This window comes from Klebsiella variicola (assembly GCF_000828055.2).
Lineage (GTDB): Bacteria > Pseudomonadota > Gammaproteobacteria > Enterobacterales > Enterobacteriaceae > Klebsiella > Klebsiella variicola.
Window position 1 is genome coordinate 5,235,643 of record NZ_CP010523.2, and the last position, 26,183, is coordinate 5,261,825.

Here is a 26,183-nt window from a genome sequence, read left to right on the forward strand (position 1 = left end):
GTTAGAAGCTTTTTTCTGTCGGCTGCCAGGTGCAGAAGTTTTCATTGGCGACCAGCAATAGTTGAGAGCCTTCAGACGCCTCCAGCCAGGCGATGCTCACCGCGGCGGAGGAATGACTCTGGCGATGTTCAATATGCGCCAGGGCCCGGCTATCGAGGTCAGGCTTAACCGTCTGACCTTCACAGGTCAACACGGTATGCGCGGCAGCGTTCCAGCGCCCCTGACGCAGGACGACGCGTCCCTGCCGGAGAGCATCGCTGGTCTGGCGGATCTGCTCGGCGCGATAACGATACAGTGCGACCTGGTCGCTGGAGAGCTGTTGCTTCTGCCCGTCGACTTCCCGCTGCATAAAGCTGAGATCGCCCTGCGCGTCGAAGCGGGCGCGAATATGTTCCGGCGGCTTACCGTAGACATTGAGTTCGATAAACGTCAATTGATCGCCCTGCCAGCGATATTCACTGGTCGAGGTATCCCCGTGACGCCACGGGCTGAAAGCGGCGAGAAGATGGACTTCATCACCTGAATCTTTACGCCAGATACGCATCGCCCCCTGATTATCCGCATAACCGCTGGCGGTAAACGGTGGAAGCGAGGCGTCGTGGCTGCAGGCAGTCAGCAACAGGATGCCCGCCAGCGCCAGAGGCCGGCGCCAGACAGACAAAAGGGGCTTAATAGCCCCTTCGATAAAACTGTTCACTGCCACGCGGTCTTACTTAACTGCGTCTTTCAGTGCTTTGCCAGAAACAAATGCCGGCACGTTAGCTGCAGCGATTTTGATCTCTTTACCGGTCTGCGGGTTGCGGCCAGTACGCTCAGCGCGGTGGTTCACTTTGAAGGTACCGAAACCAACCAGTTGAACAGCATCACCTTCTTTCAGAGACTCAGTAATTGCAGCCAGGGTAGATTCCAGGGCAGCTTTAGCCTGTGCTTTGGACAGGTCAGCTTTGTCCGCAATTACATCAATCAGTTGAGTCTTGTTCATAAGTTATCCTTACAATGTGTTTATCGCTTGCTAAGCATCGAGTGCGACGGAAATGCCAAAAAAGCACCCTCCTGCATACACGCACCGATAGCCACTTTTTTTCGCCCTCCAAATGTAGACCAGACGGGGGGCGGAATGGAAGCCTTCAGACGCTACAATTCAGGCGGTAAATCACGTTTTCTGGTCTCACTGCTGAAAATTTATACCAATATTGCTCTCACCGGCCTCACGCAGGTCCGCGCGCAGACCTTTTATCAGCTCAAGGTCACGCTCTTCGCAGTCGGCCAGCAGGCGGAAAATTTCCCACTGAATATCCCATTCCTGCTCTACCGCCGGGTTCGCTTTCAGCTCTTCATCGGTCATTTCGCGACCGGCCTGGGTCATTTCCAGCATCGCCACGCTGGTGATGGATGTCTTGCTCACCTCAATCGCGTGCTCAAGTGTTTCACCGCTCAGACGCGAATGGATCAGTTCGCTCAACGCCACGCAGGCGTCTATAGCCGGGTAAACACCGTACAGGTCGAAATCATCTGCCGCCGGGATGGCCTCTTCCAGCTTCTCCAGCTGACTGTCGAAATTCACCTTCGCATCTTTAACCGTCAGCGTTTCCCAGATCAGGTCCAGGATACGACGGTACAGCTGGCCGTCGCCGAACTCGGTTTGCTTGCAGAACATGGCGTAGTTAGGGTACATACGCTCGCACAGGCAGGCCATAAAAGTGACATGCTGCCAGCTTTCCAGCTTCTCCAGGCGCAGGTGAATCGGGTTTTGTAACATGATGAATTCTCGAAGTCAGAAATTAGGCGCAGTGTACCTGAATCAGCCGTGATTTGCTTGCCAACGCACAAACGACGGACGACGGGACGCCACCGCATCGGCCCAGCGCGTCGGCTCGGGGAGACGATAGCCTCGCATGCAGCGCTCAACCCACATTAAGGCGCTGTCCATGCCCACCCGGTGACCGGAGCTAATAAACAGCGGGTTGCAGCGCACTTTGCTGCGCCAGACCCAGGCCAGTTGCTCATTTTTATCCATCAGCGGGGCCAGTGCGCCGGGCTCATCACCCAGTTCGCCGATTTTTCCGCACAGCCGTTTTTTCGCCACCCCGATGGTCGGCACGTCAATCATCAGACCAAAATGGCTGGCGACGCCGAGCCGCCGGGGATGGGAGATACCGTGGCCGTCGACGAAGAGCAGGTCCGGTTTTTGCGAAAGCTGCTCCCACGCCGCCAGCAGCGCAGGTGTTTCGCGAAATGAGAGAAAGCCGGGAATATAGGGCATGGTGGTGGCGACGCGCGCCACCTGATACTCCACCAGCTCAAGCTCAGGCCAGGTCAGCAGCACCATCGCAGCCCGGGTCACTTCCCCTTCCTGCTCAAACCCGACATCCGCGCCGCCGATCAACGCCGGCGGGTCGCGATCCAGTCGATCCGCTCGCTCGACCGACGCGGCTAACTGTTGTTGTTGGGTACGTAGCGCGGCTAAATCCATACGGCTTATCTCCTATTGATGATAGGGTGTGGAAAGACGATGCACCGCCTCAACAAAGACGCCCGCATGCTGCGGGTCGACATCCTGATGGATGCCGTGACCAAGGTTAAAGACATGGCCTTCGCCCTGGCCGAAGCCGGCGAGAATAGTCGCCACTTCCTCTTCAATACGCGGGGCTGGCGCATACAGCATCGACGGGTCCATATTGCCCTGGAGCGCCACTTTGTGACCTACGCGACGGCGAGCATCGGCGATATCGGTGGTCCAGTCGAGTCCCAGCGCATCACAGCCGGTCTCCGCCATCGCTTCCAGCCACTGGCCACCGCCTTTGGTGAACAGGGTCACCGGCACGCGGCGGCCTTCGTTCTCCCGCAGCAGGCCATCGACAATTTTATGCATGTAGTAGAGCGAGAACTGCTGATAGTCGCGACCGGTCAGCACCCCGCCCCAGGTGTCGAAAATCATCACCGACTGCGCGCCGGCTTTGATCTGCGCGTTGAGGTACAGGGTGACGCTCTTCGCCAGCTTCTCCAGCAGCGCATGCAGCGCCTGCGGTTCGGCGTACATCATCTTTTTGATCACAGTGAACGCTTTGCTGCTGCCGCCTTCCACCATATAGGTCGCCAGCGTCCAGGGGCTACCGGAGAAGCCGATCAGCGGCACTTCGCCTTTCAGTTCGCGGCGAATGGTACGCACGGCGTTCATGACATAGCCCAGTTCCTGCTCCGGATCCGGGATTGGCAGCTTGTCGACGTCGGCTTTGCTTTTTATCGGCGAGGTGAAGCGCGGACCTTCGCCAGCTTCAAAGTACAGCCCCAGACCCATGGCGTCCGGGATCGTCAGGATGTCCGAAAAGAGGATCGCCGCATCCAGCGGGTAACGGCGCAGCGGCTGGAGCGTCACTTCGCAGGCCAGCTCGGCATTTTTACACAGCGACATAAAGTCGCCCGCTTGCGCACGGGTGGCTTTGTACTCCGGTAAATAGCGGCCCGCCTGGCGCATCATCCACACCGGGGTGACATCAACCGGCTGACGCAGCAGCGCGCGCAGGTAACGATCGTTTTTCAGTTCGGTCATTTTTACATTCCTTTAGCGTTGATGCGCCCAGTGTAACATGTCACTCGAACTCTGCCCGACACATCGCCACCGTATCTTCGATAAGCCGACGCGCCACCGTGCCCGGCGGTGGCAGGAGCGGTAGATTGTCATAGCGGTACCAGTCCGCGGTCAGCAGCTCTTTTTTGTCGACCACGATATCGCCATCCGCGTAATCCGCCATAAAGGCGGTCATCAGCGACTGCGGGAACGGCCACGGCTGAGAGGTCACATAGCGCAGGTTTTTCACCTTGATGCCGCTCTCCTCCATCACCTCGCGGGCCACTGCCTGCTCAAGGGTTTCACCCACTTCGACAAACCCGGCCAGCACGGTGTGCACGCCGTTACGATGGCGGGTATGTTGCGCCAACAGGATCGAATCATCGCGACGGATAGCGACGATAATGCAGGGGGCAATTTGCGGGTAATAGCGTTCACGGCAGTGGCTGCACAGCATCGCCCATTCGCTTTTGCTGGCATGCATCGGATGGCCACAGTAGCCGCAAAATTTATGCGATCGATAAAATTCGGCGAGCTGGATCCCTCGCCCCGCCAGCTGGAAGAGACCCGGATCCTGATCCAGAACCTGGCGTAACGATCCCATGTCATGGCGGCGATCCTGGCGCACCATCCAGACGGACTCGCCCTGCCACTCGCCAATATGCAGCGCATGCTGTCCGACAAGATCGAAATTAACCGCTTCGCCATGTGGTAATTCTCCACCAGGCAACCATAATTTTTGTTCGTGACTGACAACCCACCAGCCGCGATCTAATTTTTCAATAATACGATCCATATCTATTGCACTACCTTTGCTTCACTGGCATGTTGTTAACATTATATTTACATTTTGGTGAGCAGATTTAAATCAAAACTAGCGGAGTCAATCATGCTAAACCAGCTGGAAAATCTGACGGAGCGCGTTGGCGGTAGTAATGAACTGGTCGATCGCTGGCTACAAGTGCGTAAGCATCTGCTCGTGGCTTACTACAATCTGGTTGGCCTGAAACCGGGCAAAGAGTCATTTATGCGGCTAAACGAAAAGGCGCTGGATGACTTTTGCCAAAGTCTGGTGGATTACCTCTCATCCGGTCATTTTAGTATTTATGAACGCATTATTGGCGAAATGGAAGGCGATACCCCACTTTTAGCCGCCACCCGGCTTTATCCACAGCTGGAAGCCAATACCCAGCAGATGATGGACTACTACGATACCTGCCTCGAAAACGCTATCGATCACGATAACTACCTTGAATTTCAGCAGGCGCTGTCGGATATCGGCGAGTCGCTGGAAGCACGTTTCGCGCTGGAGGATAAACTGATCGCCCTCGCCGTCGCGCATAATCTGAGCAACGACGTGCGCGATAATATTGCGCCGACCGCTTGAGTTGTGCGCAATTAACGAGTAGTTTACCTCCGTTCCCCCTCTCCGGAGGGGACGTCATCTTGTCGGAGTGCCTATTTTCCATGCGCTGGCTAAAGTGGAAAAGGCTGAGACCGTTAATTCGGGATCCGCGGAACCTGATCAGGCTAATACCTGCGAAGGGAACAAGAGTAAACTGCTGGTCGCACCTGTCCGTTCTGGATCGGTCGCATCTGTTACTCCATCCGTCGTCTGACAAGCCATCTCCTTTTTTAACTGGAATGCGCTATGTCTACTACCAAACTCACCCGTCGGGAACAACGCGAGCACGCGCAGCGATTCATTGATACGCTGGCAGGTACCGCTTTTCCCAATTCACGCCGCATCTACGTTCACGGCTCACAAGCGGATATCCGCGTCCCGATGCGTGAAATTGAGCTCAGCCCGACCCTCGTCGGCGGCGATAAAGATAACCCCCGGTACGAAGCCAATGAACCGATCCCGGTATATGACACCTCCGGCCCTTATGGCGACCCGGATATTGGCATTGATGTCCGCCAGGGGCTGGCAAAGCTGCGCCAGCCGTGGATCGACGCGCGTAACGACTGCGCTCCGCTCAGCGAACGCAGCTCGGCCTATACCAAAGCGCGGCTGGCCGATGACGGTCTCGATGAGCTGCGCTTCAGCGGCCTGCTGACGCCCAAACGCGCCGTCGCCGGGAAATGCGTTACCCAACTGCACTACGCCCGCCAGGGGATCGTCACCCCGGAGATGGAGTTCATCGCCATTCGCGAAAACATGGGTCGCGAACGTATCCGCAGCGAGGTTCTGCGCCAGCAGCATGCCGGGGAAGGCTTCGGTGCCCGCCTGCCGGAAAACATTACCCCCGAGTTCGTCCGCGATGAAGTTGCCGCCGGACGCGCCATCATCCCCGCCAACATCAACCACCCGGAATCTGAGCCGATGATTATCGGCCGCAATTTCCTGGTGAAAGTGAATGCCAATATCGGCAACTCGGCGGTGACCTCTTCCATCGAAGAGGAGGTGGAAAAACTGGTCTGGTCAACCCGCTGGGGCGCCGACACGGTGATGGACCTCTCCACCGGCCGCTATATCCACGAGACCCGCGAGTGGATCCTGCGCAACAGCCCGGTGCCGATTGGTACCGTCCCGATTTACCAGGCGCTGGAGAAGGTCAACGGCATTGCCGAGAACCTGACCTGGGAAGCCTTCCGCGATACCCTGCTGGAACAGGCCGAACAGGGCGTCGACTACTTCACGATTCACGCCGGCGTACTGCTGCGCTACGTGCCGATGACCGCGAAGCGCCTGACAGGTATCGTGTCGCGCGGTGGTTCCATCATGGCCAAGTGGTGCCTGTCGCATCATCAGGAAAACTTCCTCTACCAGCACTTCCGCGAAATCTGTGAAATCTGCGCCGCCTATGACGTGTCGCTGTCCCTCGGCGATGGTCTGCGCCCCGGCTCGATCCAGGACGCCAACGACGAGGCGCAGTTCGCCGAGCTGCATACGCTGGGCGAACTGACGAAAATCGCCTGGGAGTATGACGTGCAGGTGATGATTGAAGGCCCCGGCCACGTGCCGATGCAGATGATCCGCCGCAATATGACCGAAGAGCTGGAGCATTGCCACGAAGCGCCATTCTACACCTTAGGCCCGCTCACCACCGACATCGCGCCGGGCTACGACCATTTCACTTCCGGTATCGGCGCGGCAATGATTGGCTGGTTTGGCTGCGCGATGCTGTGCTACGTCACGCCAAAAGAGCATCTCGGCCTGCCCAACAAAGAGGATGTGAAACAGGGGCTGATTACCTACAAAATCGCCGCCCACGCCGCCGACCTCGCGAAAGGCCACCCCGGGGCGCAGATCCGCGACAACGCGATGTCCAAAGCGCGTTTCGAATTCCGCTGGGAAGACCAGTTCAACCTCGCGCTCGACCCCTTCACCGCGCGGGCCTATCACGATGAAACCCTGCCGCAGGAGTCCGGCAAGGTCGCCCATTTCTGCTCCATGTGCGGGCCGAAATTCTGTTCGATGAAAATCACCCAGGAAGTCCGCGACTACGCCGCGAAGCAAAATATCGAAGCTGGCATGGCCGATATGTCGCATCACTTCCGCGCCCGTGGCGGCGAAATCTACCTGAAACAGGAGGAAGCCTGATGTATCAACCTGATTTTCCACCCGTCCCATTTCGTCTTGGACTCTACCCGGTGGTTGACAGCGTGGCGTGGATTGAGCGCCTGCTGGAGGCGGGAGTGCGTACTCTTCAACTGCGCATCAAAGACCAACGTGACAGCGACGTGGAGGATGACGTGATCGCCGCCATCGCCCTTGGCCGCCGCTATCACGCCCGGTTGTTCATTAACGATTACTGGCAGCTGGCGATTAAGCATCAGGCCTACGGGGTACACCTGGGGCAAGAAGATCTGGAAACCACCGATCTGAGCGCTATCCGCAAAGCCGGACTGCGTCTCGGCGTCTCCACTCACGACAATATGGAAATTGATGTCGCGCTGGCGGCGCGCCCCTCTTACATCGCGCTGGGCCACGTCTTCCCGACGCAAACCAAACAGATGCCTTCCGCGCCGCAGGGCCTCGACCAGCTAGCCAGACATATTCAACGCCTGGCGGATTACCCCACCGTCGCGATCGGCGGCATCAGTCTGGAAAAAGCGCCGGGCGTACTGGCGACCGGCGTCGGCAGCATCGCGGTAGTCAGCGCTATTACCCAGGCGGCGGACTGGCGGGCAGCAACAGACCAGCTGCTGGCGCTGGCGGGAGCAGGCGATGAATGATCACGACTTTATGCGCTATAGCCGCCAGATGCTGCTGGAGGATATTGCCATCGAGGGGCAGCAGAAACTGTTAGCCAGCCGGGTGCTGATTATCGGCCTTGGCGGGCTGGGCTCCCCGGCGGCGCTCTATCTTGCCGGAGCGGGCGTCGGGACGCTGACCCTGGCCGATGACGACGCCGTGCATCTCAGCAACCTGCAGCGGCAGATCCTGTTCACCAGCGAAGATATCGACCGGCCAAAAGCCGCGGCGGCAAAGACCCGGCTCAGTCAGCTAAACCCGCAGATCAAACTGGTTGCGCTCCAGCAACGTCTGAGCGGCGAGGCGCTGCGCGCTGAGGTGGCGAAAGCGGACGTGGTGCTGGACTGCACCGATAACATGGTGACCCGCCAGGCAATCAACGCCGCCTGTGTGGCCCTCGACACCCCGTTAGTGACCGCCAGCGCCGTCGGCTTCGGCGGTCAGTTGATGGTATTGACGCCCCCCTGGACGCAGGGCTGCTATCGCTGCCTGTGGCCGGATAGCGACGAACCGCAGCGCAACTGCCGCACCGCGGGGATCGTCGGCCCGGTCGTCGGCATGATGGGCACGCTGCAGGCGCTGGAGGCGATTAAGCTGATCAGCGGCATGACGACGCCGCGTAATACCCTGCGGCTGTTCGACGCCCGCACCAGCAACTGGCGTAATCTGGCGCTACAGCGCTCCCGGAATTGCCCGGTGTGCGGAGGGCGGCATGCAGATTTGGTTTAACGACGAGCCGCTGGCATGTGCCGACAATCTCAGCGTCAGCGCCCTGCTGACCCAGCTCGAACAGCTGCAGCCGGGCGTTGCGCTGGCGCTTAATCAACACATCCTGCCGCGCGACCGGTGGGAAGATCATCTCTTACAGGAAGGCGATCGGATCCTGCTTTTTCAGGTTATCGCTGGAGGCTGACATGTTACGTATTGCAGACAAAACGTTTGAATCCCATCTTTTTACCGGTACCGGCAAATTCGCCGCCCCGGAGGTGATGGTTGAGGCGATTCGCGCCTCGGGAAGCCAGCTGGTGACGCTGGCGATGAAGCGCGTCGATTTACGCCAGAACAATGACGCGATTCTCGCGCCGCTGCTGGCGGCGGGCGTTAACCTGCTGCCGAATACCTCAGGCGCCAAGACGGCGGAAGAGGCGGTGTTTGCCGCCCGCCTGGCGCGGGAAGCCCTGGGCACCCACTGGCTGAAGCTGGAGATCCACCCGGATGCCCGCTGGCTGCTGCCTGACCCGATTGAAACCCTGAAGGCAGCGGAGCTGCTGGTGCGCGAAGGGTTCGTCGTCCTGCCCTACTGCGGCGCCGATCCGGTGCTGTGTAAACGGCTGGAAGAGGTTGGCTGCGCGGCGGTGATGCCGCTGGGCGCGCCGATCGGCTCCAATCAGGGGCTGGAAACCAAAGCCATGCTGGAGATTATTATCGAGCAGGCGGCGGTACCGGTGGTGGTCGATGCCGGAATTGGCGTGCCGAGCCATGCGGCGCAGGCGCTGGAGATGGGCGCAGATGCGGTGCTGGTCAATACCGCCATTGCCGTCGCCGACGACCCCGTGACCATGGCCCGCGCCTTCCGTATGGCAGTCGATGCCGGATTACTGGCGCGTCAGGCCGGACCGGGGGCACGCAGTACGCAGGCGCAGGCCACCAGCCCGCTGACCGGATTCCTGGAGGCGCTGGCATGAAAACCTTCAGCGATCGCTGGCGGGAGCTGGAGTGGGACGACATCCGCCTGCGCATCAACAGCAAAACCGCCGCCGACGTCGAACGGGCGCTGGCGGCCAAACAGCTCACCCGTGACGACATGATGGCCCTGCTTTCACCGGCGGCGGCCAACTATCTTGAACCGCTGGCCCAGCGCGCGCAGCGGCTCACCCGGCAGCGCTTCGGCAATACCGTCAGCTTTTACGTACCACTGTATCTCTCCAACCTGTGCGCCAATGACTGCACCTACTGCGGCTTCTCAATGAGCAATCGCATTAAGCGCAAGACGCTGGATGCCGCCGAGATTGCCCGCGAGTGCGCCGCGATCCGCGACCTGGGCTTTGAGCATCTGCTGCTGGTGACCGGCGAACATCAGGGCAAGGTGGGAATGGATTATTTCCGCCAGCACCTGCCGGCTATCCGCAGCCAGTTTGCCTCGCTGCATATGGAGGTGCAGCCGCTGGCGACCGAAGAGTATGCCGAGCTGAAAACGCTGGGGCTCGACGGGGTAATGGTCTATCAGGAGACCTACCATGAAAGCATGTATGCCCAGCACCATCTGAAAGGGAAAAAACAGGATTTCTTCTGGCGGCTGGATACACCGGATCGCCTGGGCGAGGCGGGGATCGATAAGATCGGCCTCGGCGCGTTGATTGGTCTTTCCGACAGCTGGCGGGTGGACTGCTTTATGGTCGCCGAGCACCTGCTGTGGCTGCAGCAGCGCTACTGGCGCAGCCGCTACTCGGTCTCCTTCCCGCGCCTGCGTCCCTGCGCCGGCGGTATTGAACCAGCTTCGCTGATGAATGAGCGCCAGCTGGTGCAGACCATTTGCGCCTTCCGCCTGCTGGCGCCGGAGGTTGAGCTGTCGCTTTCAACCCGTGAATCACCCTGGTTCCGCGACCGGGTGATCCCGCTGGCGATCAATAACGTCAGCGCCTTCTCTAAAACGCAGCCCGGCGGCTACGCCGACGATCATCCGGAGCTCGAGCAATTTGCCCCACATGACGATCGCCGCCCTGAAGAGGTCGCCAGCGCGCTAGCCGCCCGTGGCCTGCAGCCGGTATGGAAAGACTGGGACAGCTGGCTGGGACGCGCCTCGCAATCATCATGAAGTATGTTGCAAGCCGCTGATTATTTTGCGTGCCTGCACGAGAGATGAAAAATGGGGAGTCGCCCGATTGCCGCCGTTTTTCTATTCTGCCCGGGTCAGCAGCGGACGCTGACCAGGGCGAACGTTTTCTTCCTCATTTTCGCCCTGCCTCTCCGCGCTGCGCGAGGGCCGGTTCATTATCGACGAATATAAATCACGATAGATGAAGGCCTCAGAGTTATAATTGAGCAATAGTTAACTGATTCGATCGGCAGGCTCGCTGACACAAGCTGCGTTCGGACCCTTGGTTTATACATCCGGGACGATTAACGATTCATGGCGCTACACAACAGAAAACTCTCTTTTACGACACCAATCGTCGTGGGGTTTGCCGGCATTTTGCTCAGTTTCATGCTGATTGCTACTTTTGTAACCCTGGCACAGCGGAAAGATTTTCTCGAAGATTATCACGATATTAACCGCAACTTTACCCACAACCTGGCCATCAACTATACGGAAACGCTGCTGCGGGAAAATGATTTTATCCTCGGCCGCGCGGCCACCTTCTTTGCCCGTAATGACGAACTGAACCGCGCGGTGAACGTTGATCCGGAGAAAGGGTTAACCACGCTAATGCAGTTACAGAACATGATGCCAAGCGTCTCATCCATCTCGCTGGCGGATACCGAGGGCCACTATCTGCGCGCCCCGGAAGTACTGAAAAATGAAGACAGCCTGGCTTTCGACCCCAAAACGCGGCCCTGGTTTATCAAACAGGCAGAAGCCAGCACCTTCAGCCACTACACCAGCCCGTATATGGACTTTTTCACCCACCATCCGACGATTACCATTTTCAAACCCATCATTACTCCGGAGGGTAAACTCAAGGGCAGCCTGGCTTTTCATCTAGATCTCACCTCCATGGGGTTCGCGCTACGGCAGATGGTCGCCCCCGTACAGGGGGAATTTTTTGTGGTGCAGCGGGATGGCAAAGTTGTCCTGCACTCCGACCCGGGCGCGCTGTTTAAACCCTTCGTCAGCGACGAACTGATGGATAAAATGACCAGCGGAGAGGGGCAGCTTTACGATGTCAGGAGCGATACCTGGTATTACTACTACTCCTTTACCAATCCCGACTGGTTCGTGATTTACCGTGTCGATAACGCCACCCTGATCAATCTGACGCGCCATGAGACAAACTTAGTGATCGGCGGTTTCTCACTCGCGGCGATTATCATCCTCTTGTTCGGCCTTTATCTGCGTCATGCTTCCCGTACCGTGCTGATGAATATCATCAATGCGATTAAAACCGGCGACGTCAAACGCGCTCCGCGCCTTGAGGCAATGCTGAGTAAAGCCATTGAAACCAACAAACAGCGTGAACTGACCTACGTTCGCCAGGCCACCATCGACGCCCTCACTGGCTGCAAAAACCGCCGCGCCTTCGACAGCGATATCGCCGCGCTGATGAACGATCACCAACCTTTCGCCCTTGCCCTGGTCGATATCGATAACTTCAAATCGATCAACGACACCTGGGGACACCTCAACGGCGATATCGTCCTGCGCAACGTCGCCCGCGAGGGGCTGCAGGTCCTCCAGCCGCTGGAGATTTCCCTTTATCGCTACGGCGGTGAAGAGTTCGCGGTGGTCTTTCCTGCCGAACACATCGATAACGCCCGAACGCTACTGGAAACATGGCGGGTCAACGTCGAACGGCGTACCTGGCGCGAAGATGGCCTGACGGTCACCTTTAGCGCCGGACTGGGGGAATGGAATATGGAGCCGCTGGATAAGCTGGTGGTGAGCGTCGATGAGGCACTTTACAAAGCCAAGCAACAAGGTAAAAACCGCATCCTCCGCGCGTGAGACAACAGGACGCGGCCGCCCACTTCGGTGGGCTTTTTTATTTTTATCGGCAAAAATGAAACCGGTTTCAATTTTTGTGTGATGACTTACACACAATCACGGTAAAGCGGTTGTCGCATCGCCAGGGCCGCGATAAAGATAAGACATCACGGAACACAAGGGCCACTGACTATGAAGAATATCGTTTTGTGCTGTGCCGCCGGTATGTCCACCAGCATGCTGGTTCAGCGTATGCAAGATGCCGCGCAGAAAAAAGGTGTTGAGGTTTCTATCAAGGCCGTCCCGGTCGCCGAGTTTAAAGATAACCTGGCCGCCGCCGACATTATTTTGCTCGGCCCGCAGGTGAAATATGAGCAGGCGAAACTGCAGGCGCTGGCCGATCCATTCGGCAAGAAAGTCGCGGTGATCGATATGATGGACTACGGCATGATGAAAGGCGATGCCGTTCTGGATAAAGCCCTGAAGATGCTGGAGTAATCGATGGAAGATTTAGAAACGATCATCATGGAGCTGTTGGTTAATGCCGGTTCCGCACGTAGCGCGGCGCTCACTGCTCTCCAGTTAGCACGGAAAGGTGACTTTGCGGCAGCCGAGCAGGCCATGGCCGAGTCCCATGAGTTCGTCAAACATGCGCATAAAATCCAGACCCAGCTCATCGGCCTGGATGAAGGCACCGGTAAGCTGCCGGTCAACCTGATCACCGTTCACTCTCAGGACCACCTGATGAACGCCATGGTCATTCAGGATCTGGCGACCGATATGATTGAACTCTATCGTCGTCTGCCGCTCGCGCAGTAATCTCGCGGATTTAACGGGCGCCGCTGCCGGCGCCCGTCCCCTCTCAAAGAAAACCATACATCGCGGCGAATACCCAGCCAAACACGCAGGAGACACCGACGCCGATGAGCCCGGGCAGGATGAAGCTATGGTTAATGACAAAGCGGCCGATATGGGTGGTCCCTGAGCGGTCGAACTGGATCGCCGCCAGATCGCTTGGGTAGGTCGGCAGAATATAGTAGCCATAGCAGGCCGGCGCGGAAGCCACGATATAGGCCGGGTCGACGCCGATGGCCAGCGCCACCGGAACAATCGCCGCCAGCGCTGCCGCCTGAGAGTTCACAAACTTCGAAACCAGCAGCAGTACGATGGCGTAAGCCCACGGGTACTCCTTCACCATCTCCCCGAGCACACCTTTAATCTCGGTCATATGCGCGCCGAACATAGTCTCCGCCATCCACGCGATGCCGTATACCGCGACGATAGCGATCATCCCCGAACGGAAAACCTCATTTTTAGAAATCGACGCCGGGTTGGTTTTGGTAATGATGATGATTAATGCCCCGGAGAGCAGCATGAACATCTGGATCACCAGCACCATCGACAGCGGCTTACCGTCGAAGGCCGGACGCAGTTCGGAAAACGCGCCGAGCAAGGCCACCACGGCGATGGAGGCCAGAAAGATCCACATCGCAATCCAGTTGCTGGTCGGCAGCTTTTTATCCAGCAGCGTCGCCGTATCGCCATAGACATAATGGCGATTTTCCGGTACCGCAATAAACGCCTGGAAGGCTTCGTCTTTATCCAGATCTTTGCCACGGAACCAGCTGAAGATACCAATCGCCAGGATCCCCAACAGCGTGGACGGAATGGTTATCGCCAGCAGGTCGAGAAATTCCAGGTGTTTACCGTTAAAGGTAAAATTCCCCAGCATCGCCACCAGCGACACCACTGCTACCGAGACCGGGCTGGCGATGATCCCCATCTGGGCGCCTATGGAGCTGGCCGCCATTGGACGCTCCGGACGAATGTTATTCTTAATGGCGACATCGTAGATAATCGGCAGGATCGTGTACACCACGTGTCCGGTACCGCAGAGAATGGTCAGCGTGCAGGTGACGAAAGGCGCGACGATCGAGACATATTTCGGGTTGCGCCGCAGCAGCTTCTCGGCAATCTGTAACATAACATCCAGCCCGCCCGACGCCTGTAGCGTCGCCGAAGCGGCCACAACGGCAATGATGACTAACATCACATCAACCGGCGGTTTACCCGGCTGGAGATGGAACACAAAAACAAGGATAACCAAACCGATGCCGCCCAACAGGCCCAGCGCAATACCGCCTTTTCGGGCACCATAAAACAGACAAATTAAGATAATAATGAGTTGTATCGCAAATTCCATGCAGCCCCCAGAGCCTGTCCACTCAGACCAAAAGAAATGACCAACACCTGCCTGCCGGTATTATTTCTGCGTCTTATCGGGAGAAGCATGAGATGCGGCGATCCCTCTCCAGAGCCGTAGCTCCGAAGATAAAGCAGCAGAAGTAATCCCATGATTCATTAGGTATTTTGAATATATCGCCTTTGAATTGATTGTTTTTTGATATGAGTAGAACTTTTACCCATATATAAACAAAGGTTTTTCCAGTGAACGGGGGATGGATATTTTATATGAATTAATTGCTAAAAATATGCGGCGTTAATATGTCGTAAATGTAATTAAAGAAGAGGGTGAGGCGGCGAACAAACAATAAAAAAGCCGGTCAGGAAACCTGACCGGCTTTTTAGCAGTGCATCAACGATTAATCGTTGTCAGAACCGCCCAGGCCTGCGTTCAGCAGTTCTGCCAGGTTGGCAGACGCTTCTTCTACGCTCACCTGCGGGGCAGCTGGCTGTTCGCCCGCTGCGCGACGGCGCATACGATCCTGGTGGTACGCATAGCCGGTACCCGCCGGGATCAGACGACCCACGATGACGTTCTCTTTCAGACCGCGCAGTTCGTCGCGTTTGCCCGCAACGGCTGCTTCGGTCAGCACGCGAGTGGTCTCCTGGAACGAGGCCGCGGAGATGAAGGACTCGGTTGCCAGAGACGCTTTGGTGATACCCAGCAGGTCGCGGGAATAGGTTGCCGCCACTTTGCCATTCGCTTCAAGCTCGCGGTTAGCGATCTTAACGCGGGAGTATTCAACCTGCTCGCCTTCGAGGAAGTCGGAGCTACCAGCACTTTCGATGGTCGCTTTACGCAGCATCTGACGAACGATAACTTCAATGTGCTTATCGTTAATCTTAACGCCTTGCAGACGGTAAACGTCCTGCACTTCGTTGGTGATGTAACGCGTTACCGCGTGCACGCCACGAAGACGCAGAATGTCGTGCGGTGCTTCCGGACCGTCGGAAACCACGTCACCACGTTCTACACGTTCACCTTCGAACACGTTCAGCTGACGCCATTTCGGAATCATCTCTTCGTACGGTTCGCTACCGTCTACCGGGGTGATAACCAGACGACGTTTCCCTTTGGTTTCTTTACCGAAGGAAATGATGCCGCTGATTTCAGCCAGGATTGCCGGCTCTTTCGGACGACGTGCTTCGAACAGGTCCGCAACGCGCGGCAGACCACCGGTGATGTCCTTGGTACCGCCGGATTCCTGCGGAACACGCGCCAGGGTGTCACCAGAGCTGATCTGTACGCCATCTTCCAGCTGAACAATCGCTTTACCCGGCAGGAAGTACTGAGCAGGCATATCGGTGCCTGGGATCAGAACGTCGTTGCCCTGAGCATCAACAATTTTCAGCGCCGGACGCAGATCTTTACCACCGGAGGTACGTTCTGCGGAATCCAGAACCACCAGCGAAGACAGACCGGTCAGCTCGTCGGTCTGACGAGTAATGGTCTGGCCGTCGATCATGTCAGTGAAGCGGACGAAACCACTCACTTCGGTGATAACCGGCATGGTATGCGGATCCCAGTTTGCAACGGTTTCACCGCCGGCAACCTGTTCGCCATCGCCTTTCGCCATAACGGAGCCGTAAGGCACTTTATAGCTTTCTTTGGTACGACCGAATTCGTCGATCAGTTTCAGCTCGGTGTTACGCGAGGTGATAACCAGTTTACCGCTGGAGTTCACAACCGACTTCGCGTTGCTCAGACGGATGCTACCTTTGTTTTTCACCTGGATGCTGGATTCAGCAGCCGCACGAGATGCCGCACCACCGATGTGGAACGTACGCATCGTCAGCTGTGTACCCGGCTCACCGATGGACTGTGCCGCGATAACGCCGATAGCCTCACCTTTGTTGATGAGGTGGCCACGCGCCAGGTCACGACCATAGCAGTGCGCACATACACCAAAGTCGGTGTCACAGGATACAACGGAACGAACTTTGACGGAGTCAACGGAGTTCTCTTCCAGCAGGTCACACCAGTGCTCATGCAGCAGCGTGTTGCGTGGAACCAGAATGTCCGCGGTACCCGGCTTCAGAACGTCTTCAGCAGTCACACGACCCAGTACGCGATCGCGCAGCGGCTCTTTAACGTCGCCACCTTCGATAACCGGCGTCATGGTGATGCCTTCCAGGGTGCCGCAGTCGTCTTCAGTGACGACCAGGTCCTGGGCAACGTCAACCAGACGACGAGTCAGGTAACCGGAGTTCGCTGTCTTCAGTGCGGTATCCGCCAGACCTTTACGCGCACCGTGGGTGGAGATGAAGTACTGGAGTACGTTCAGACCTTCACGGAAGTTCGCGGTGATCGGCGTTTCGATGATCGAGCCATCCGGCTTCGCCATCAGACCACGCATACCAGCCAGCTGACGAATCTGTGCCGCAGAACCACGCGCACCGGAGTCGGCCATCATGTAGATGCTGTTGAAGGAAACCTGCTGCTCTTCCTGACCGTCACGGTTAATCACGGTTTCGGTTTGCAGGTTATCCATCATCGCTTTGGATACACGATCGTTCGCCGCAGCCCAGATATCGATAACTTTGTTGTAGCGCTCGCCCGCGGTGACCAGACCAGACTGGAACTGTTCCTGAATCTCAGCAACTTCCGCTTCCGCTTCGCTGATGATTTCGTATTTTTTCTCCGGGATGACCATGTCATCGATACCAACGGATGCACCTGAACGCGCTGCATAAGCAAAGCCGGTGTACATCGTCTGGTCCGCAAAAATAACGGTCGGTTTCAGGCCCAGAATACGGTAACAGGTGTTCAGCATCTTGGAGATCGCTTTCTTACCGAGCGCCTGGTTCACGATAGAGAACGGCAGACCTTTCGGTACGATCATCCACAGAATGGCACGGCCAACGGTCGTGTCTTTCAGGCTAGTCTTCGCGACGAATTCACCATTCTCGTCTTTTTCGTATTCAGTGATACGCACTTTAACGCGCGCATGCAGAGAGGCCAGACCGGCGCGATAAATACGCTCCGCTTCTTTCGGGCCAGTCAGCACCATGCCTTCGCCTTTGGCGTTAACACAGTCACGGGTCATGTAGTACAGACCCAGTACAACGTCCTGAGACGGAACGATGATTGGTTCGCCGTTCGCCGGGGACAGGATGTTGTTGGTAGACATCATCAGCGCACGCGCTTCCAGCTGGGCTTCCAGCGTCAGCGGTACGTGAACAGCCATCTGGTCGCCATCGAAGTCGGCGTTATAGGCAGCACAAACCAGCGGGTGCAGCTGAATAGCTTTACCTTCGATCAGAACCGGTTCGAATGCCTGGATACCTAAACGGTGCAGCGTTGGCGCACGGTTCAGCAGTACCGGGTGTTCGCGGATAACTTCGTCCAGGATATCCCAAACAACGGCTTCTTCGCGCTCAACCATTTTCTTAGCGGCTTTGATGGTGGTGGCCAGGCCACGCAGTTCCAGCTTGCCGTAAATGAACGGTTTGAACAGCTCCAGCGCCATTTTCTTCGGCAGACCGCACTGATGCAGACGCAGGTATGGACCTACGGTGATAACAGAACGACCGGAGTAGTCAACACGCTTACCGAGCAGGTTCTGACGGAAACGACCCTGTTTACCTTTGATCATATCGGCCAAAGATTTCAGAGGACGTTTGTTAGAACCGGTGATCGCACGACCGCGACGGCCGTTATCCAGCAGGGCGTCAACCGCTTCCTGCAGCATACGTTTTTCGTTGCGTACGATGATGTCCGGCGCAGCCAGATCCAGCAGACGTTTCAGACGGTTGTTACGGTTAATGACGCGACGATACAGATCGTTCAGGTCAGAAGTCGCAAAACGGCCGCCATCGAGCGGAACCAGCGGACGCAGATCTGGCGGCAGAACCGGCAGAACGGTCAGGATCATCCATTCCGGCTTGTTGCCAGACTGAACGAACGCTTCCAGCAGTTTAATGCGCTTGGTCAGCTTTTTACGCTTGGTTTCGGAGTTGGTTTCGTTCAGCTCTTCACGCAGCTGTTCGCATTCCTGCTCCAGATCCATATTGCGCAGCAGCGCCTGGATCGCTTCCGCACCCATTTTCGCGTCGAATTCGTCACCGAACTCTTCCAGCGCATCCAGGTACTGCTCTTCAGTCAGAATCTGGTTGCGTTCGAGGTTGGTCATGCCACCTTCGATAACCACGTAGGATTCGAAGTACAGTACACGTTCGATATCGCGCAGCGGCATATCCAGCAGCAGGCCGATACGGGACGGCAGCGATTTCAGGAACCAGATGTGCGCCGTCGGGCATGCCAGCTCGATGTGGCCCATGCGCTCACGACGCACTTTAGTCTGGGTCACTTCAACGCCGCACTTCTCACAGATCACACCGCGGTGTTTCAGGCGCTTGTACTTACCGCACAGGCACTCATAGTCTTTTACTGGCCCGAAAATACGAGCACAGAACAGACCGTCACGCTCAGGCTTGAACGTACGGTAGTTAATGGTTTCCGGCTTTTTAACTTCACCGAAAGACCATGAACGGATCATGTCTGGCGATGCCAGAGCAATTTTGATCGCATCAAACTCTTCGGTTTTAGTTTGCGCTTTCAGAAACTTTAATAAGTCTTTCACGGATTTGCTCCCGTCGGAGTTAGCACAATCTGGCGCCGGGTTTTATCCCGGCACCAGTGACCTGTTTGAGCGAGAGTTACTCGTCTTCCAGTTCGATGTTGATGCCCAGCGAGCGGATTTCTTTCAACAGTACGTTGAAGGATTCCGGCATGCCCGGTTCCATCTGGTGGTTGCCGTCCACGATGTTTTTATACATCTTGGTACGACCGTTCACGTCATCAGACTTAACGGTGAGCATTTCCTGCAGGGTGTAGGCCGCGCCATAAGCTTCCAGCGCCCACACTTCCATCTCACCGAAGCGCTGACCACCGAACTGCGCCTTACCACCCAGCGGCTGCTGAGTAACCAGGCTGTAGGAACCGGTGGAACGAGCGTGCATTTTGTCGTCGACCAGGTGGTTCAGTTTCAGCATGTACATGTAACCCACGGTTACCGGACGTTCGAACTGTTCACCGGTGCGGCCGTCAAACAGGGTGATCTGACCGGAAGTCGGCAGGTCGCCCAGCTGCAGCAGCTCTTTGATTTCAGCTTCTTTCGCACCGTCGAATACCGGCGTTGCGATCGGCATGCCTTTACGCAGGTTTTCAGCCAGACGCAGAACTTCTTCATCGCTGAAGGTATTCAGGTCAACTTTCTGGCGAACGTCAGCGCCCAGATCGTAAGCACGCTGGATGAATTCGCGCAGTTTCGCGACTTCTTGCTGCTGTTTCAGCATGGCGTTGATCTTATCGCCGATGCCTTTCGCAGCCATACCCAGGTGAGTTTCCAGGATCTGACCGATGTTCATACGAGACGGTACGCCCAGCGGGTTCAGTACGATATCTACCGGCGTACCGTTAGCATCGTGCGGCATATCTTCGATCGGGTTGATCTTAGAGATAACACCCTTGTTACCGTGACGGCCTGCCATCTTATCACCAGGCTGGATACGGCGTTTAACGGCCAGGTATACCTTAACAATCTTCAGCACACCCGGTGCCAGATCGTCGCCTTGGGTGATTTTACGGCGTTTCGCTTCGAGTTTTTTCTCGAACTCGTGTTTCAGTTCGTCATACTGCTCAGCCAGTTGCTCCAGCTGATTCTGTTTCTCTTCGTCGGTCAGGCCCAGTTCCAGCCAGCGATCGCGCGGCAGTTTGTCGAGCTTCTCAGCTTCAACGCCACCGGAGACCAGCACCGCGTAGATACGACTGAACAGACCGGCTTCGAGGATCTGCAGTTCTTCAGACAGGTCTTTCTTCGCCTGCTTCAGCTGCATCTCTTCGATTTCCAGCGCACGTTTGTCTTTTTCTACGCCATCACGGGTAAAGACCTGAACGTCGATAACGGTACCAGAGACACCGTTCGGTACGCGCAGAGAAGAGTCTTTAACGTCAGACGCTTTCTCACCGAAGATCGCACGCAGCAGTTTCTCTTCCGGCGTCAGCTGGGTTTCACCTTTCGGCGTTACCTTACCAACCAGAATGTCGCCGCCGGTCACTTCCGCGCCGATATAAACGATACCGGACTCATCCAGTTTAGAGAGCGCAGCTTCACCCACGTTCGGGATGTCAGCGGTGATCTCTTCCGGCCCCAGCTTGGTGTCACGGGACACGCACGCCAGTTCCTGAATGTGGATGGTGGTGAAACGGTCTTCCTGGACAACACGCTCGGAGACGAGGATGGAGTCTTCGAAGTTGTAGCCGTTCCACGGCATGAACGCTACGCGCATGTTCTGACCCAGCGCCAGTTCACCAAGGTCGGTGGACGGGCCGTCGGCCAGCACGTCGCCGCGCTCAATGGGTTCGCCCAGGGACACGCAAGGCATCTGGTTGATGCAGGTGTTCTGGTTAGAACGGGTGTACTTGGTCAGGTTATAGATGTCGATACCTGCTTCGCCCGGGTACATCTCGTCTTCGTTAACTTTGATAACGATACGGGAAGCATCCACGTACTGAACGGTACCGCCACGTTTAGCCACCGCAGTAACACCGGAGTCAACGGCAACAGCACGTTCCATACCGGTACCAACCAGCGGCTTATCAGCGCGCAGAGTCGGAACCGCCTGACGTTGCATGTTCGCACCCATCAATGCACGGTTGGCGTCATCGTGCTCCAGGAACGGGATCAGGGACGCACCGACGGATACCACCTGCTGGGTGGATACGTCCATGTAGTCAACCTGGTCGCGGCTGAACAAGCTGGATTCGCCTTTGCTACGGCAGGTAACCAGGTCTTCTACGAAGTGGCCGTTTTCATCCAGGTTGGAGTTCGCCTGAGCAATAACGTAGTTGCCTTCTTCGATAGCAGACAGGTAGTGAATTTCATCGGTAACCACACCGTCGGTCACTTTACGATACGGGGTCTCAAGGAAACCGTATTCGTTAGTCTGTGCGTACACGGACAGGGAGTTGATCAGACCGATGTTCGGACCTTCAGGCGTTTCGATTGGACATACGCGACCGTAGTGCGTCGGGTGTACGTCTCGAACTTCGAAGCCTGCGCGTTCACGGGTCAGACCGCCTGGGCCGAGTGCGGAGATACGACGTTTGTGCGTAATCTCAGACAGCGGGTTGTTCTGGTCCATAAACTGGGACAGCTGGCTGGAACCAAAGAACTCTTTCACTGCTGCGGAAATCGGCTTGGCGTTGATCATATCCTGAGGCATCAGGGTATCCAGATCGCCCAGAGACAGACGCTCTTTAACCGCACGCTCTACACGTACCAGGCCAACGCGGAACTGGTTTTCCGCCATTTCGCCAACGGAACGGATACGACGGTTGCCGAGGTGGTCGATATCATCGACTTCGCCTTTACCGTTACGGATATCGATGAGCTTCTTCATCACTTCGATGATGTCGTCTTTGCTCAGGATACCGGAACCTTCGATTTCGTCGCGCAGCAGAGAACGGTTGAACTTCATACGACCAACCGCGGACAGATCGTAGCGGTCTTCGGAGAAGAACAGGTTCTCAAACAGGCTTTCAGCCGCTTCGCGAGTCGGCGGCTCACCAGGGCGCATCATGCGGTAGATTTCTACCAGCGCGCTCAGACGATCGTTGGTCGGGTCGACGCGTACCGTTTCAGAAATGTACGGACCGTGGTCCAGATCGTTGGTGAACAGCGTTTCGATACGCTTGTGGCCGGACTGGCTCAGTTTAGCCAGCAGATCCAGGCTCAGCTCCATGTTCGCCGGGCAGATCAGTTCGCCGGTCGCTTCGTCGATGTAGTCTTTAGAAGCAACTTTACCCGCGATGTACTCAACCGGAACTTCGATATGTTTGATATCGTCTTTTTCCAGCTGGCGAATGTGGCGCGCAGTAATACGACGGCCTTTCTCAACGTACACTTTACCGTTGGCTTCGATATCGAAGGAGGCGGTTTCACCGCGCAGACGCTCCGGTACCAGCTCCATCTGCAGCTTGTTGTCGCGAATTTCAAAGACCACTTTCTCGAAGAACAGGTCAAGGATCTGCTCAGTGGTGTAATTCAGCGCGCGCAGAATGATGGTTGCCGGCAGTTTACGACGACGGTCGATACGAACGAACAGGTTGTCTTTCGGGTCGAATTCGAAGTCCAGCCAGGAACCGCGGTAAGGGATGATACGTGCGTTATACAGGACCTTACCGGAGGAGTGGGTCTTACCTTTGTCACTGTCAAAGAAGACGCCCGGGCTACGGTGCAGCTGAGAAACGATAACACGCTCGGTACCGTTGATAACAAAGGTACCGTTGTCGGTCATGAGCGGGATTTCGCCCATGTAGACTTCTTGTTCTTTGATGTCTTTAACGGTGCCTTCCGGCGCTTCGCGCTCGTAGATCACCAGACGCAGTTTTACGCGCAGCGGTGCAGAATAAGTCACGCCACGGATCTGACATTCTTTAACATCAAAAACAGGTTCGCCCAGACGGTAGCTGACGTATTGCAGCTCTGAATTACCGCTGTAGCTCTGAATCGGGAATACGGAACGGAAGGCTGCTTCCAGACCATACTGCCCTTCAGGATCTTGCTCGATAAACTTCTGGAACGAATCAAGCTGGATAGAAAGGAGATAAGGTATGTCCAGAACTTGTGGACGTTTACCAAAATCCTTACGAATACGTTTTTTCTCGGTATAGGAGTAAACCATAGGGTTCCTCAGCTCGCTGACAAGTCGACCCGTCTGCCTAAGTAAGGCAGTTTTTTATGCAACACTATTTTGTTGACCGGAAAATGGAACACTTTCCGCAATACCTGTTGCTATCACGCTTAAACCATTTCGTTGCGATTTACACAGCCCAGGAACCCTAACCTGTCGCAGTATATTAAGTCGTCGATAGAAACAAGCATTGTCAGGCAAACCAGCAGTCAAACAGTGTGAAATGCTACTGGCGCCTTACAGCGCAAAAAGGCTGGTGACTAAAAAGTCACCAGCCTCAGCCTGATTTCTCAGGCTGCAACCGGAAGGGTTGGCTTATTTAACTTCAACTTCAGCGCCAGCTTCTTCCAGAGATTTTTTCAGAGCTTCAGCGTCGTCTTTGCTGATGCCTTCTTTCAGTGCAGCCGGAGCAGATTCTACCAGGTCTTTAGCTTCTTTCAGACCCAGGCCAGTTGCGCCACGTACTGCTTTGATAACAGCAACTTTGTTAGCGCCAGCAGCTTTCAGAATTACGTCGAATTCAGTTTTTTCTTCAGCAGCTTCAACCGGGCCAGCAGCTACAGCTACAGCAGCAGCAGCGGAAACACCGAATTTTTCTTCCATTGCAGAGATCAGCTCAACAACGTCCATTACGGACATAGCGGATACTGCTTCAATGATTTGATCTTTAGTGATAGACATTTAAATTGTTCCTGAATATCAGAATAAGTTTATACGTAAGCGAATGCTTTATAAAGATAACTGCGATTAAGCAGCTTCTTTCGCATCGCGTACAGCAGCCAGAGTACGAACCAGTTTGCCAGCCGAAGCTTCTTTCATGGTTGCCATCAGGCGTGCAATTGCTTCTTCGTAGGTCGGCAGAGTTGCCAGGCGGTCGATCTGCGACGCCGGGATCAGCTCACCTTCAAAGGCAGCGGCTTTGACCTCAAATTTTGCATTCGCTTTCGCGAACTCTTTGAACAGACGAGCAGCAGCGCCCGGGTGTTCCATAGAGTATGCAATCAGGGTCGGACCAACAAACGTGTCTTTCAGGCACTCGAACTGAGTACCTTCAACGACGCGGCGCAGCAGGGTGTTACGAACAACACGCATGTATACGCCAGCTTCACGACCTGCTTTACGCAGTTCAGTCATTTTATCTACAGTTACGCCACGGGAATCCGCAACTACTGCAGACAGCGCGCCTTTGGCTACTTCGCTGACTTCAGCAACAATCGCTTGTTTGTCTTGAAGATTTAAAGCCATTAGCTTTGCTCCTGGATGTTTGCCAGAGCTTATGCTCTGGAACTCACTTCACTCAATTCAACGAAAAGAGCGTCTAAATACGGTGAGCAGAAACAAGCCAGAGTATCCAAAAATAATCTTAGCGTTCTGTCACCGTCTACGCAGGGGATTAAGTTTCTTGCGAAACACCTGCGGTCTTCGACGGAGGCCTGGATAGGCCAGGCTCCAACGAACAAATTCTTCCTATGACTTCGTCCTTCGAACCGCAGCGGCGTTAGCTGCTCTCGTTCACACCGGTCATGTAGTTAACTACACTCCCGGTGATTCACTCGATTGCTGCCTTGCTGCAATTCAAATGACTCGCATAGCGTCTGTCTTATTGACAGAATCGTGGGGGTAAGATTGTAGACAAAATCACCGCCCACGTAAAGGCATTAGTTTGCAGAAGCGTTCAGGCCAGCCTGATCTACTGCAACACCTGCACCCATGGTGGTGGAGATGCTAACTTTCTTGATGTACACGCCTTTCGCCTGAGTCGGTTTTGCTTTTTTCAGCGCAACCAGCAGAGCTTCCAGGTTTTCTTTCAGTTTGTCAGCGTCAAAGTCCACTTTACCGATGGTGGTGTGGATGATGCCGTTTTTGTCGTTACGATAACGAACCTGACCTGCTTTAGCGTTCTTAACCGCTTCAGCAACGTTAGGGGTTACGGTACCCACTTTCGGGTTTGGCATCAGGCCGCGCGGACCCAGAACCTGGCCCAGCTGGCCAACAACGCGCATTGCATCCGGGGAAGCAATAACAACGTCAAAGTTCATTTCGCCTTTCTTGATCTGGTCAGCCAGATCTTCCATACCTACCAGCTCAGCGCCTGCAGCTTTAGCAGCTTCAGCGTTTGCGCCCTGGGCAAATACGGCAACGCGAACAGAACGGCCAGTACCGTGCGGCAGTACAGTTGCACCACGTACGTTCTGGTCAGATTTACGAGCATCGATGCCCAGGTTTACAGCAACGTCAACGCTTTCAACGAACTTAGCAGTAGCCAGTTCTTTCAGCAGAGAGATGGCTTCGTTGATGTCATACTGTTTAGTTGCATCAACTTTGTCACGGATCACGGACATGCGCTTGGTCAGTTTAGCCATTTCTTAGTCCTCCACTACCAGGCCCATGGAACGTGCAGTACCTTCGATGGAGCGAGTCATCGCTTCAATGTCGGCACCAGTCATGTCGGCAGCTTTGGTCTGCGCGATTTCCTGCAGCTGAGCGCGGGAAATTTTACCCACTTTATCTTTGTTCGGCTTACCAGAGCCGGACTTGATACCAGCCGCTTTTTTCAGCAGAACTGCTGCCGGCGGGGTTTTGGTAACGAAAGTGAAAGAACGGTCAGCGTAAACGGTGATAACAACCGGGATTGGCAGACCTTTTTCCATGGATTCAGTTTTTGCGTTGAACGCTTTGCAGAATTCCATGATGTTAACGCCCTGCTGACCCAGTGCTGGACCAACCGGCGGACTCGGGTTTGCCATACCAGCTGCAACCTGCAGCTTGACGTAGGCTTGTACTTTCTTAGCCATTCTTAAATCCTCAAATTGGGTATTAACGCTTCAGAG

The 26,183-nt window shown here is 55.7% G+C and carries 23 protein-coding genes and 1 riboswitch; of the genes, 10 read left to right on the forward strand and 13 right to left on the reverse strand.

The features are described from left to right. Position 1: 1 nt before the first annotated feature. From SP68_RS24420 to nudC, 6 genes are all read right to left on the reverse strand, one after another. A complete protein-coding gene (locus tag SP68_RS24420; RefSeq protein WP_040971028.1) occupies positions 2–697 on the reverse strand; it encodes a DUF1481 domain-containing protein in 696 nt (231 codons plus the stop codon). Positions 698–709: 12 nt separating this feature from the next. After that, positions 710–982: a nucleoid-associated protein HU-alpha gene (hupA, locus tag SP68_RS24425; protein ID WP_002884342.1), complete on the reverse strand. Its 273-nt coding sequence runs from the start codon at positions 980–982 to the stop codon at positions 710–712. A gap of 186 nt (positions 983–1,168) precedes the next feature. Then, the gene (locus tag SP68_RS24430; RefSeq protein ID WP_012543208.1) at positions 1,169–1,759 is read right to left on the reverse strand and encodes a YjaG family protein; all 591 of its coding nucleotides are present in this window, start codon (positions 1,757–1,759) and stop codon (positions 1,169–1,171) included. A gap of 42 nt (positions 1,760–1,801) precedes the next feature. Then, positions 1,802–2,473 carry a deoxyribonuclease V gene (gene nfi, locus SP68_RS24435; protein WP_012969177.1) on the reverse strand — a complete coding sequence of 224 codons (672 nt, stop codon included), beginning with the start codon at positions 2,471–2,473 and terminating at the stop codon, positions 1,802–1,804. Between the two features lie 12 nt (positions 2,474–2,485). Continuing rightward, complete coding sequence (hemE, locus tag SP68_RS24440) at positions 2,486–3,550, reverse strand: uroporphyrinogen decarboxylase (protein ID WP_008807993.1); 1,065 nt, start codon at positions 3,548–3,550, stop codon at positions 2,486–2,488. 40 nt (positions 3,551–3,590) lie between these two features. Beyond that, positions 3,591–4,364 (reverse strand): NAD(+) diphosphatase, encoded by a 774-nt coding sequence (nudC, locus tag SP68_RS24445; RefSeq protein WP_008807994.1) that lies wholly within the window; start codon positions 4,362–4,364, stop codon positions 3,591–3,593. 93 nt (positions 4,365–4,457) lie between these two features. Between nudC and SP68_RS24450 the strand changes: the two genes are divergently transcribed. The 10 genes from SP68_RS24450 (at position 4,458) to SP68_RS24495 (ending at position 13,230) form a co-directional block, all read left to right on the forward strand. Continuing rightward, complete coding sequence (locus tag SP68_RS24450) at positions 4,458–4,955, forward strand: Rsd/AlgQ family anti-sigma factor (protein ID WP_002884324.1); 498 nt, start codon at positions 4,458–4,460, stop codon at positions 4,953–4,955. Positions 4,956–5,008: 53 nt separating this feature from the next. Continuing rightward, a riboswitch (TPP riboswitch) is annotated at positions 5,009–5,133 on the forward strand. 86 nt (positions 5,134–5,219) lie between these two features. Further along, positions 5,220–7,115 (forward strand): phosphomethylpyrimidine synthase ThiC, encoded by a 1,896-nt coding sequence (gene thiC / locus SP68_RS24455; RefSeq protein WP_016160091.1) that lies wholly within the window; start codon positions 5,220–5,222, stop codon positions 7,113–7,115. Next, positions 7,115–7,750, forward strand: a complete 636-nt coding sequence (gene thiE / locus SP68_RS24460; RefSeq protein WP_032734021.1) for a thiamine phosphate synthase — start codon at positions 7,115–7,117, stop codon at positions 7,748–7,750. Before thiC ends, thiE begins: the two co-directional genes overlap by 1 nt. Further along, on the forward strand, positions 7,743–8,498 hold the full coding sequence (gene thiF, locus SP68_RS24465; RefSeq protein ID WP_040971015.1) for a thiazole biosynthesis adenylyltransferase ThiF: 756 nt from the start codon (positions 7,743–7,745) through the stop codon (positions 8,496–8,498). Before thiE ends, thiF begins: the two co-directional genes overlap by 8 nt. Then, positions 8,482–8,682, forward strand: coding sequence for a sulfur carrier protein ThiS (gene thiS, locus SP68_RS24470; protein WP_008807998.1), 201 nt, complete (start codon positions 8,482–8,484; stop codon positions 8,680–8,682). Before thiF ends, thiS begins: the two co-directional genes overlap by 17 nt. A gap of 1 nt (position 8,683) precedes the next feature. After that, positions 8,684–9,454, forward strand: a complete 771-nt coding sequence (gene thiG, locus SP68_RS24475) for a thiazole synthase (RefSeq protein ID WP_023296880.1) — start codon at positions 8,684–8,686, stop codon at positions 9,452–9,454. Then, positions 9,451–10,584 (forward strand): 2-iminoacetate synthase ThiH, encoded by a 1,134-nt coding sequence (gene thiH, locus SP68_RS24480; RefSeq protein WP_032734020.1) that lies wholly within the window; start codon positions 9,451–9,453, stop codon positions 10,582–10,584. The genes thiG and thiH overlap by 4 nt, the downstream gene beginning before the upstream one ends. A 315-nt stretch (positions 10,585–10,899) precedes the next feature. Next, a complete protein-coding gene (locus SP68_RS24485) occupies positions 10,900–12,432 on the forward strand; it encodes a sensor domain-containing diguanylate cyclase (RefSeq protein ID WP_012543212.1) in 1,533 nt (510 codons plus the stop codon). Positions 12,433–12,603: 171 nt separating this feature from the next. Further along, entirely contained in the window at positions 12,604–12,909 is a 306-nt protein-coding gene (locus SP68_RS24490; protein ID WP_002884150.1) for a PTS sugar transporter subunit IIB, read from the forward strand. 3 nt (positions 12,910–12,912) lie between these two features. Continuing rightward, positions 12,913–13,230, forward strand: a complete 318-nt coding sequence (locus SP68_RS24495; RefSeq protein ID WP_008808002.1) for a PTS lactose/cellobiose transporter subunit IIA — start codon at positions 12,913–12,915, stop codon at positions 13,228–13,230. A gap of 43 nt (positions 13,231–13,273) precedes the next feature. Here SP68_RS24495 and dcuB read toward each other — a convergent pair whose 3' ends face one another. The 7 genes from dcuB to rplK all read right to left on the reverse strand — a co-directional run bounded on the left by dcuB (position 13,274) and on the right by rplK (position 26,147). After that, the gene (dcuB, locus tag SP68_RS24500) at positions 13,274–14,614 is read right to left on the reverse strand and encodes an anaerobic C4-dicarboxylate transporter DcuB (RefSeq protein ID WP_008808003.1); all 1,341 of its coding nucleotides are present in this window, start codon (positions 14,612–14,614) and stop codon (positions 13,274–13,276) included. Between the two features lie 400 nt (positions 14,615–15,014). Beyond that, positions 15,015–19,238, reverse strand: a complete 4,224-nt coding sequence (gene rpoC, locus SP68_RS24505) for a DNA-directed RNA polymerase subunit beta' (RefSeq protein WP_008808004.1) — start codon at positions 19,236–19,238, stop codon at positions 15,015–15,017. A 76-nt stretch (positions 19,239–19,314) separates the two neighbouring features. Beyond that, on the reverse strand, positions 19,315–23,343 hold the full coding sequence (rpoB, locus tag SP68_RS24510; protein WP_008808005.1) for a DNA-directed RNA polymerase subunit beta: 4,029 nt from the start codon (positions 23,341–23,343) through the stop codon (positions 19,315–19,317). Positions 23,344–23,667: 324 nt separating this feature from the next. Further along, positions 23,668–24,033, reverse strand: coding sequence for a 50S ribosomal protein L7/L12 (gene rplL, locus SP68_RS24515; RefSeq protein ID WP_002884142.1), 366 nt, complete (start codon positions 24,031–24,033; stop codon positions 23,668–23,670). Positions 24,034–24,099: 66 nt separating this feature from the next. Then, complete coding sequence (rplJ, locus tag SP68_RS24520) at positions 24,100–24,597, reverse strand: 50S ribosomal protein L10 (protein WP_001207203.1); 498 nt, start codon at positions 24,595–24,597, stop codon at positions 24,100–24,102. Between the two features lie 413 nt (positions 24,598–25,010). Next, positions 25,011–25,715: a 50S ribosomal protein L1 gene (gene rplA, locus SP68_RS24525; protein ID WP_008808006.1), complete on the reverse strand. Its 705-nt coding sequence runs from the start codon at positions 25,713–25,715 to the stop codon at positions 25,011–25,013. Positions 25,716–25,718: 3 nt separating this feature from the next. Further along, positions 25,719–26,147 carry a 50S ribosomal protein L11 gene (rplK, locus tag SP68_RS24530; RefSeq protein ID WP_008808007.1) on the reverse strand — a complete coding sequence of 143 codons (429 nt, stop codon included), beginning with the start codon at positions 26,145–26,147 and terminating at the stop codon, positions 25,719–25,721. Positions 26,148–26,183 lie beyond the last annotated feature (36 nt).

Coding starts and splice junctions, on each gene's coding strand:
- SP68_RS24490 (WP_002884150.1), top strand. CDS start 12,604: ATGAAGAATATCGTTTTGTGCTGTGCCGCCGGTATGTCCACCAGCATG.
- thiF (WP_040971015.1), top strand. CDS start 7,743: ATGAATGATCACGACTTTATGCGCTATAGCCGCCAGATGCTGCTGGAG.
- nudC (WP_008807994.1), bottom strand. CDS start 4,364: ATGGATCGTATTATTGAAAAATTAGATCGCGGCTGGTGGGTTGTCAGT.
- SP68_RS24495 (WP_008808002.1), top strand. CDS start 12,913: ATGGAAGATTTAGAAACGATCATCATGGAGCTGTTGGTTAATGCCGGT.
- SP68_RS24485 (WP_012543212.1), top strand. CDS start 10,900: ATGGCGCTACACAACAGAAAACTCTCTTTTACGACACCAATCGTCGTG.
- SP68_RS24430 (WP_012543208.1), bottom strand. CDS start 1,759: ATGTTACAAAACCCGATTCACCTGCGCCTGGAGAAGCTGGAAAGCTGG.
- rpoB (WP_008808005.1), bottom strand. CDS start 23,343: ATGGTTTACTCCTATACCGAGAAAAAACGTATTCGTAAGGATTTTGGT.
- rplA (WP_008808006.1), bottom strand. CDS start 25,715: ATGGCTAAACTGACCAAGCGCATGTCCGTGATCCGTGACAAAGTTGAT.
- rplK (WP_008808007.1), bottom strand. CDS start 26,147: ATGGCTAAGAAAGTACAAGCCTACGTCAAGCTGCAGGTTGCAGCTGGT.
- thiE (WP_032734021.1), top strand. CDS start 7,115: ATGTATCAACCTGATTTTCCACCCGTCCCATTTCGTCTTGGACTCTAC.
- hupA (WP_002884342.1), bottom strand. CDS start 982: ATGAACAAGACTCAACTGATTGATGTAATTGCGGACAAAGCTGACCTG.
- thiG (WP_023296880.1), top strand. CDS start 8,684: ATGTTACGTATTGCAGACAAAACGTTTGAATCCCATCTTTTTACCGGT.
- nfi (WP_012969177.1), bottom strand. CDS start 2,473: ATGGATTTAGCCGCGCTACGTACCCAACAACAACAGTTAGCCGCGTCG.
- thiC (WP_016160091.1), top strand. CDS start 5,220: ATGTCTACTACCAAACTCACCCGTCGGGAACAACGCGAGCACGCGCAG.
- hemE (WP_008807993.1), bottom strand. CDS start 3,550: ATGACCGAACTGAAAAACGATCGTTACCTGCGCGCGCTGCTGCGTCAG.
- thiH (WP_032734020.1), top strand. CDS start 9,451: ATGAAAACCTTCAGCGATCGCTGGCGGGAGCTGGAGTGGGACGACATC.
- dcuB (WP_008808003.1), bottom strand. CDS start 14,614: ATGGAATTTGCGATACAACTCATTATTATCTTAATTTGTCTGTTTTAT.
- rplL (WP_002884142.1), bottom strand. CDS start 24,033: ATGTCTATCACTAAAGATCAAATCATTGAAGCAGTATCCGCTATGTCC.
- thiS (WP_008807998.1), top strand. CDS start 8,482: ATGCAGATTTGGTTTAACGACGAGCCGCTGGCATGTGCCGACAATCTC.
- rplJ (WP_001207203.1), bottom strand. CDS start 24,597: ATGGCTTTAAATCTTCAAGACAAACAAGCGATTGTTGCTGAAGTCAGC.
- SP68_RS24450 (WP_002884324.1), top strand. CDS start 4,458: ATGCTAAACCAGCTGGAAAATCTGACGGAGCGCGTTGGCGGTAGTAAT.